At 67.7% G+C, this 6,325-nt stretch carries 7 protein-coding genes and 2 pseudogenes; 3 read left to right on the top strand and 6 right to left on the bottom strand.

Features of this window, described 5'->3' with window-relative positions; translation table 11 throughout:
* Nucleotides 1-167: 167 nt before the first annotated feature.
* From ACFC96_RS44705 to ACFC96_RS44720, 4 genes and pseudogenes are all read right to left on the bottom strand, one after another.
* A pseudogene (locus ACFC96_RS44705) lies at nt 168-344 on the bottom strand (HNH endonuclease signature motif containing protein); the annotation flags it as partial.
* Between the two features lie 18 nt (nt 345-362).
* Entirely contained in the window at nt 363-971 is a 609-nt protein-coding gene (locus tag ACFC96_RS44710) for a transposase (protein ID WP_376618429.1), read from the bottom strand.
* Nucleotides 857-1,417: a winged helix-turn-helix domain-containing protein gene (locus ACFC96_RS44715; RefSeq protein ID WP_376618431.1), complete on the bottom strand. Its 561-nt coding sequence runs from the start codon at nt 1,415-1,417 to the stop codon at nt 857-859. Before ACFC96_RS44715 ends, ACFC96_RS44710 begins: the two co-directional genes overlap by 115 nt.
* 79 nt (nt 1,418-1,496) lie before the next feature.
* Nucleotides 1,497-3,051: pseudogene (locus tag ACFC96_RS44720) on the bottom strand (HNH endonuclease); the annotation flags it as partial.
* 383 nt (nt 3,052-3,434) lie between these two features.
* On the opposite strand from ACFC96_RS44720, the gene ACFC96_RS44725 reads away from it, so the two are divergent.
* From ACFC96_RS44725 to ACFC96_RS44735, 3 genes are all read left to right on the top strand, one after another.
* Nucleotides 3,435-4,703, top strand: a complete 1,269-nt coding sequence (locus ACFC96_RS44725) for a hypothetical protein (protein WP_376618420.1) — start codon at nt 3,435-3,437, stop codon at nt 4,701-4,703.
* Nucleotides 4,703-5,257: an NUDIX hydrolase gene (locus ACFC96_RS44730; RefSeq protein ID WP_376618422.1), complete on the top strand. Its 555-nt coding sequence runs from the start codon at nt 4,703-4,705 to the stop codon at nt 5,255-5,257. The genes ACFC96_RS44725 and ACFC96_RS44730 overlap by 1 nt, the downstream gene beginning before the upstream one ends.
* Nucleotides 5,258-5,497: 240 nt before the next feature.
* Entirely contained in the window at nt 5,498-5,767 is a 270-nt protein-coding gene (locus ACFC96_RS44735; RefSeq protein ID WP_376618423.1) for a hypothetical protein, read from the top strand.
* An 11-nt stretch (nt 5,768-5,778) separates the two neighbouring features.
* Here the strand turns inward: ACFC96_RS44735 and ACFC96_RS44740 are convergent, their stop codons facing one another.
* Both ACFC96_RS44740 and ACFC96_RS44745 read right to left on the bottom strand, forming a co-directional pair.
* Entirely contained in the window at nt 5,779-5,991 is a 213-nt protein-coding gene (locus tag ACFC96_RS44740) for a hypothetical protein (RefSeq protein WP_376618425.1), read from the bottom strand.
* Between the two features lie 13 nt (nt 5,992-6,004).
* Nucleotides 6,005-6,325 (bottom strand): hypothetical protein (locus ACFC96_RS44745; protein WP_376618427.1); only part of this gene is annotated, 321 nt, incomplete at its 5' end.

The following is a 6,325-nucleotide window of genomic DNA, read 5'->3' on the forward strand; positions in this document are numbered from 1 at the left end:
CGCAGAGTGTCTAATTGCGTGACAACCGCGACGCACAACCGCGAACAACCGTGGACATCAGCGCAGGTGAAAGGCTCAGCAGGCCAAGGAGAACGACCGTCCCCAATTGCTTCGGACGAAGAGGTCCTGGGCTCAAAGCTGCCGCTGAGGCTGCACGCTGGGAACCTTCAGCGTTGGCGCTGCTTGTCAGCCTCGGTCAGCACCGCTTCATGTAGCCGGCGCGCAGTGGCCGAGAGGAGACGGGCGAGTGCTTCTTTGTTCATCCCGTAGGTCTTGAGGGCGTGGCAGTTCGGACACAGAGCGATCATGTTCCAGGGGACGTCAGGGCCCCCCTTGGCTAGGTCCTTACTGACTACGGCTCGTCAGGGTGAGGCTGGTTCGTCGAGGGTCAGGCCGGTGCCGGCTATGAAGCCGTCGAGGGTGTCGGGCCGGTACTGGAGACGCTTGAGCCGGTTGCGTACGAGGGTTTCGAGCCGGTCGAGTGCGACCACGGCGAGGTTGGCCAGGCTGCGCTTGACGTGCGCCCACACCCACTCGACCGGGTTCAGGTCGGGTGAATAGGCGGGCAGCAGGAACACAGTCAGCCATTCACGCTCGGCGATCAGCTCACGCATGAGGCGGGAGACGTGGGTGTTCAGCCGGTCCCACACCAGCACGATGGGCGCCTTGACCAGGTGGTGGGTGCCGTCGATCAGCGCGATGAAGTCGCGCTCGCCCGTGCTGCGGCGCGCGTCTTTGCCCGCTCGGTGGGTGCGCAGGCGGTGGCACAGCCGGGTACGGGACCCGGGCCGCATGGCGACCATCCCGGCCACGGACAGGCGTCCCGAGCGTCGGCCGCTCACCGTGACCTGCGGAGTCACGCCGCGCCGGCCCCACGTGCGTCCTCGTGGCGGCTTCCGGGTGAAGCCTGCCTCGTCTTCGAAGCAGATGTAGCCCCCGCAGGCCGCCCGCGCTCTTTTACCTCCGTCCAGGTCGCCTCCTTCCACGCGGCAACGGCCTGCTCGTCACGCTCGGCGACCCGCCGCGCAGGGACCTGCGGGCTGAAGCCGAGCCGGTGCATCAGCCTGGTCGCACCCGAGACGCTGTAGGAGACGTGGAACTTCCTGCCGATCAGCGTGGCTACCCTCGCCGCGGTCCACACCTGATCCTCCGTCCAGCCGTGCGCGGCCGGACCCTGCTCCAGATACCTGGTGAGCTTCTCCAGGCAGCGCGGCGACAGACGACACCGGCTCCCGCCCGGTCCCCGCGAAAGCAACTCATCGGCTCCGCCCTGTCGCCACAACTGCTGCCATTGGTAAGCCGACTTCAGACTCACACGCATCTGCCGGGCCACCTCGGGCGGCTTGACCCGCTGAGCGAACAGCTCCGCCGCCTGCATCCGCACCACTTCCCGGCGCCGCCGTGCCGAAGGCGTCAGCCCGCCCCCATCCGCATATCTCACACACCACTGACTACCGACAACACCACACCCACATCAGCAAGTTCAGCGAAGATCACCCTAACGAGCCGAGATCAGTAACGTGGTCGACTTGCAGAGTGGGCAGGCCAGCCTTGGTCAACTCGGCAGGATGGCCGGCGCATTTGGGGTTCTCACACCGCTTCTGGCAGCGCCGGAGGACTGCTCCTCTCGCGCTGGGATCACGGACGTACTTGTCGGCCTTCGTGGGCTTCTTTATCTGGCTCCGACGCTTAGCGTTCGCCTCTGCCTTCTCTGCCAGACGCCGGTACGCGTCCTCGTCGCTCTCCGCAGTGTCGGGAGCCTCAGGCGCGAGTGCGACGTCGCTAGGGCGGTAGTCACCCGTGTCGTCGTGCAACTCGCCGGTATCGGCCTCCAACGCTTCAAGGACCTCAAGCGGCCAGGTCTTACGCTCCGGCGATGGGATCGGCGCCAGCACCCAGAGGAACTCGCGCCGCGGCAGCTTGTCAGCTCCGATGCCCCAACGGAGTCGACGCTGCACGATCACAGCCCAGGTTTCGAAGCTCCACCGCCCCTGGAACGGCTTGTGCCAGTAGCGCAGGGGACGTCCAACGGCTTGGTGCTCGGCCATGAGCTCGTTGCCATCGGTCAGCTGTTGGTCGCCAGAGAGGCCATAGCCGACGTAGGCGATCCATGTTGTATCCGGGATGCGTCCGTCGGCATAGGGGCCCTTGTCATCCGAGAAGGCACTCAGGATGCCGTCGGCGAGGCAGCCGATGCCTGCCATCTTCTGGCCGCCGTAGGACCGCCAGATCGCATCGCGGTCCTTGAAGGTTTCACCGAGCAGAGGTCGCAGAGCATCCGGCCACCTGCCGGCGAGTAGGTCATGAAGGGCGAAGTCTTCCAACAACCCTGCTGGAAGGAGGTGGAAGTAACGGATGATCAGTCCCGCTGCTGCTGCCGCAGCAGCCTCAGGCTGTGAACGGAGCAGGTTGTAGTCGTCCTCACGCAGTCCCGCGGAAGGGTCGACTGCGTTGAGGGATTCCAGGGTGGGGCGACGCCCTCGACTGGTCAGGGTAAGTGCTTCTGCCTGCTCAACGACCCAGAGGTCATCGTGCACGAGGACCCAGAACGGGTAGCGAGTTCCATCTACACCGTCTTCAACCTGGCCGTACTTTTCCATCAGGTGCGCGACTGCGTCGCGAGTTGCCGACCACGGCTGCAGGCGAGGCGCTCCGGCCACGGCCTGCGATTGCCCACAGGAGAAGGATGGGGCGGTGCAGGGCTGGGCCGGTCGCGCGACGGGCCGGCCGCACATCTCCCACTCGCCGATGGAAGGTCTTGGGGGGCTCCACGACGGTGAAGCCCTCCCGCCTCAGCCAAGCCACCGCGTGCTTGAGACCACCACTGAGCCCTGGAGATGAGGGCGTGAGCGCTACGCCGAAGTCATACAGGTGGCCGACTCCAGCTATGGCCTTCGAGTCGTACAGCTTGCCTTCGTGCTCAAGGAAGTAAGTCGCCGCGGCGTGGAAGCGGTACGTAGCCCGGAACGCTTCCGGGCCGAGCCGGTCGTGCTCCGCTATCGCCTGGAGGATGCCTGCACGAGTGATCTCCGAAGGTGCCGTTGGCGACACCGTAGATCAGGGCACTGACAGCGGAGATGGTGCTGTTGTGCGCCTGGGGGCAGTTGGTGGGCGGGAGTTCGCCAGCATTCGCCACCCTTAAACCGGCACTTTCGCCACTGGTGCGCCGGTTAACTTCATCGGGGTTCGATGCCTCTCTCCTCGATCGCCCGCCTGAACGGGGCGGGACCCAACTCTGTTGGGATCACTGAGAGATGGGAGATCGGATCCTCTCCATTGTTCCCGCCCATCGGCACATGCTGAACTGGTTCACGTATGGACGCCACAGGAAGGGCTGGCACATGACCGCGGTCCTCAGCACAGGGTGGGACAGCGTACGGCAGCGGGCCAGGCTGAGCGCCCAAGCGCCCGGGGCCACCGCCCCAGTGGAACGGTTGACCGCGCTCGAGCGGGCAGAGCTGCTCGGGCGGCTGCGCTGGGAAGTCGTTCAGGGCGGCTCTCTGTTCCTGACCTATCCCCAACTACTCGATGGCGCCGCCTTTGCCGTGCTCCGGCCCTCTGCGCTCCTCGACGAGTTGGCGATCCGGGCGATCGGTGGTGGTGCGGTACTGCCGATCCGGGTGAACTCCCGGAACGCCGACCTGGCCGGACAGCTGATCGCGATGCTCGCGACCGGCTTCCTCTTCTCTTCCCTCCCGATCCCCCACGAACAGTGCCTGCGGCTCCGGCGGGAGCTGGCCTTCCGCGCGGACGACCAGGCTGCGGTCGCAGCCCTCGCCGCAGAGGGTCCGGTCGGTATGGCGGACCAGTTGTTGGCGGCGACTAGTGTCCTCGACACTCCGCTTCGGCGGCGCACAGTCGCCCGGTGGGGTGACTGGCTGGAGGCCGCCGAGCGGGGCCTGTTGGAGGTCAGCCCCCTAGCACCGGCCGACTACGCAACCGCGTACGCCCTGCGTCCCCCACCGCGCCCGGAGGAATGTGCCAGCGACGTGGGTCGGGCGGTGCTCGCCGCCTGGACCAGCGGGGAGTTCGACGTGAACGGCCTGCCTAGCCGTAGCCGCCTGTACGACGGCCTTGAACCCCTGCTGCGCTCCGGTGACCCTGCGGCGCAAGCGGACGCACAGACACTACGCGAGTCCTTCGACGAGACGTACTACCGAGCCATCGCGGCGAGCGAAGGCTGCCTGCTAGGGCTGGCCTCGCCTCGACGCGGCATCCGGCGCCGCGAGGCAGCGACGCTCGTGGAGCAGACGCCGGTCGTGATCTATCCGACCCGGTTCGAACTGCGGCTAGGCCTGATGAACGGTGAGCAATGGCAGCGTTACACGGATGACGCAGCCGACGCCCTCACCAGTTGGTGGCACCAGCGTGACCTCGCTGCACTGCAGGAGGTGGGCGACCTGCTCGCGGAGCGTACGAAAGAGCCACCCGCCGGTGGCGCGGACGAGGTGTCGGTGACCCGACTCCAGCGGTTCACGCAGGGCGCACGCGGGGTCACCGCCCAGATGGTTGCGGGCGGCGGAGTGAGCCTGGCGACCAGTCTGCTCGGCGCGGGGGCGCCTGGAGCGTTCGCCGCGGGCGCAGGTGGAGCGCTCACGCCTGTTGTCGTTGCGGCCGTAGCAACCGGGGTGACCCGCCTGACCGACTTCCGAGGGCGCTACGACGTGATAGAGCTCCCTGGGGTGCTCGGGAGGGGGGCCTAATGGACACCGAGGCGCCACGCACGCACACCCATAAGGCCTACACCGATGCTGACGGCGGGCGATGGTGCGAGGTCTACCTCGATACCTACCGCTTGCCCTCCGGCGCCGAGACCATCCGGCACCGCGTCCGCGTTGGCGGTGGCCGCACAGGAGTCGTGGTGCTTGCCCGACGAGGTGACGACATTCTGTTGGTCCGCCAGTGGCGACCGACGATCGGTCGGTGGGCCTGGGAACTTCCGCGCGGCTTCGGCGAGACCGATCCTGTCTCGGACGCGCTGCGCGAACTGGTTGAGGAGGCGGGACTGGTCGGCTCCGCAGCGGCTGCAGTGGCGTACCTGGACGTCGACTCTGGCACGCTGGAGAACGAGGTTGCCGTCGTCGAGGTCTCGGTTCAGGGTGACGCCCCACTGCGCCCCGGCTCGGCCGGCGACGGCGAGATCGCCGCGGCGCGCTGGTGGAGTCCATACGAAATCGCAAAGGCGATTCGCGCGGGAGAGTTGCGGGACGGCTTCACGCTTGCCGCGCTCGGGGCATCCAGCGCGGCCCGTGGCTAGGCGAGGTGCTGCTTAACAGGCACGATTTCCCTCACACGTCCCCCGACAGCGCCTGGATCAATGAAACCCGCAGGCCGTAGGGGATAAATGGAGCCCGCTGTAAATCTGCCGACCGAGCCACCTCAGGCGGTCCCCGGCTACCGCGAGGAGTGGCGGCCGTAGCCCAATGAGCGAGCGTGCGTGGACCCCTGCCTCGCGGGTCGGAACGGGGGCTCCGCTGCGTCTACTTAAAATCCGCTCGTGGCACACACCTTCGATGAACTGGTCGAGAGACAGCAGGCTGCGAACGCTGCGCACCGCGAGGTCCTGCGCCTGCGTGACGAGTACGGGCCGCCAACCGCAGAGGGCTGGGCTGAAACGCAGACGGCGACGTATGAGACGGCGTGGCGCGCCTGGCGGGACCTGGCCCGGGACACGCAGGCCGCAGTCACGGAGTACGCGAAGGAGCAGGGTGTTCCTCGGCATGAAGCCGAGCAGGACGTGAAGACAAAGGCCCGGGGCGGCGCCTGAGTTGACGGCAGCTACGCCGGGCTGTCCGGCCATGCCTCCAGATCACGCCACGACTCGTCCGCAGCCTGCTCGGCCAGTGTGATCCGGGCACCCGGGATGCTGCCGTAGCTGCCGATCCATGACCGGAACTTGCGCTGCCCGGTCTCGCGGTTGGACCACGCGCCCTGCATGACAACGGCGCCCCCGGTCGTGATGGTGACGCGGTATCGGTCCAGGTCGGCCATGTCCTGCACTCTGTCACGCTCCTTGCAGCGGGTCGACGAGAACCCGCACCGTGACGCCGGCCGCCTCGGCAGCGGCACGCAATACAGCCAGGGTGTCGGCGAGCGGCACGGCCCGTCGGCCGCGGGCGGCGGTGGCGAGCATGCAGTCGCGGCACAGGTCGAGCCATCGGCGGCCGTGGTCGGGGGTGGCGATGATGCGGGTGGAGCGCGCCGGGTCGCCGCACGCCGCGCACGGGACGGGGCCGGGGGTGGGGCCGAGGCGGGCGGCGGCGTCCTCCTGGTTCGCCGGCCGTTGCGGCCCGGGCTTCAGGTCGGCTGGGTCGAGGGCGAGCCG

Origin of the sequence: Streptomyces sp. NPDC055955 (genome assembly GCF_042270245.1) — a bacterium.
In the GTDB taxonomy this organism is placed as follows: domain Bacteria; phylum Actinomycetota; class Actinomycetes; order Streptomycetales; family Streptomycetaceae; genus Streptomyces.

Excerpts from the sequence above, each read along its gene's own strand:
- ACFC96_RS44730 (WP_376618422.1), top strand. The coding sequence starts at position 4,703 with ATGGACACCGAGGCGCCACGCACGCACACCCATAAGGCCTACACCGAT.
- ACFC96_RS44740 (WP_376618425.1), bottom strand. The coding sequence starts at position 5,991 with ATGGCCGACCTGGACCGATACCGCGTCACCATCACGACCGGGGGCGCC.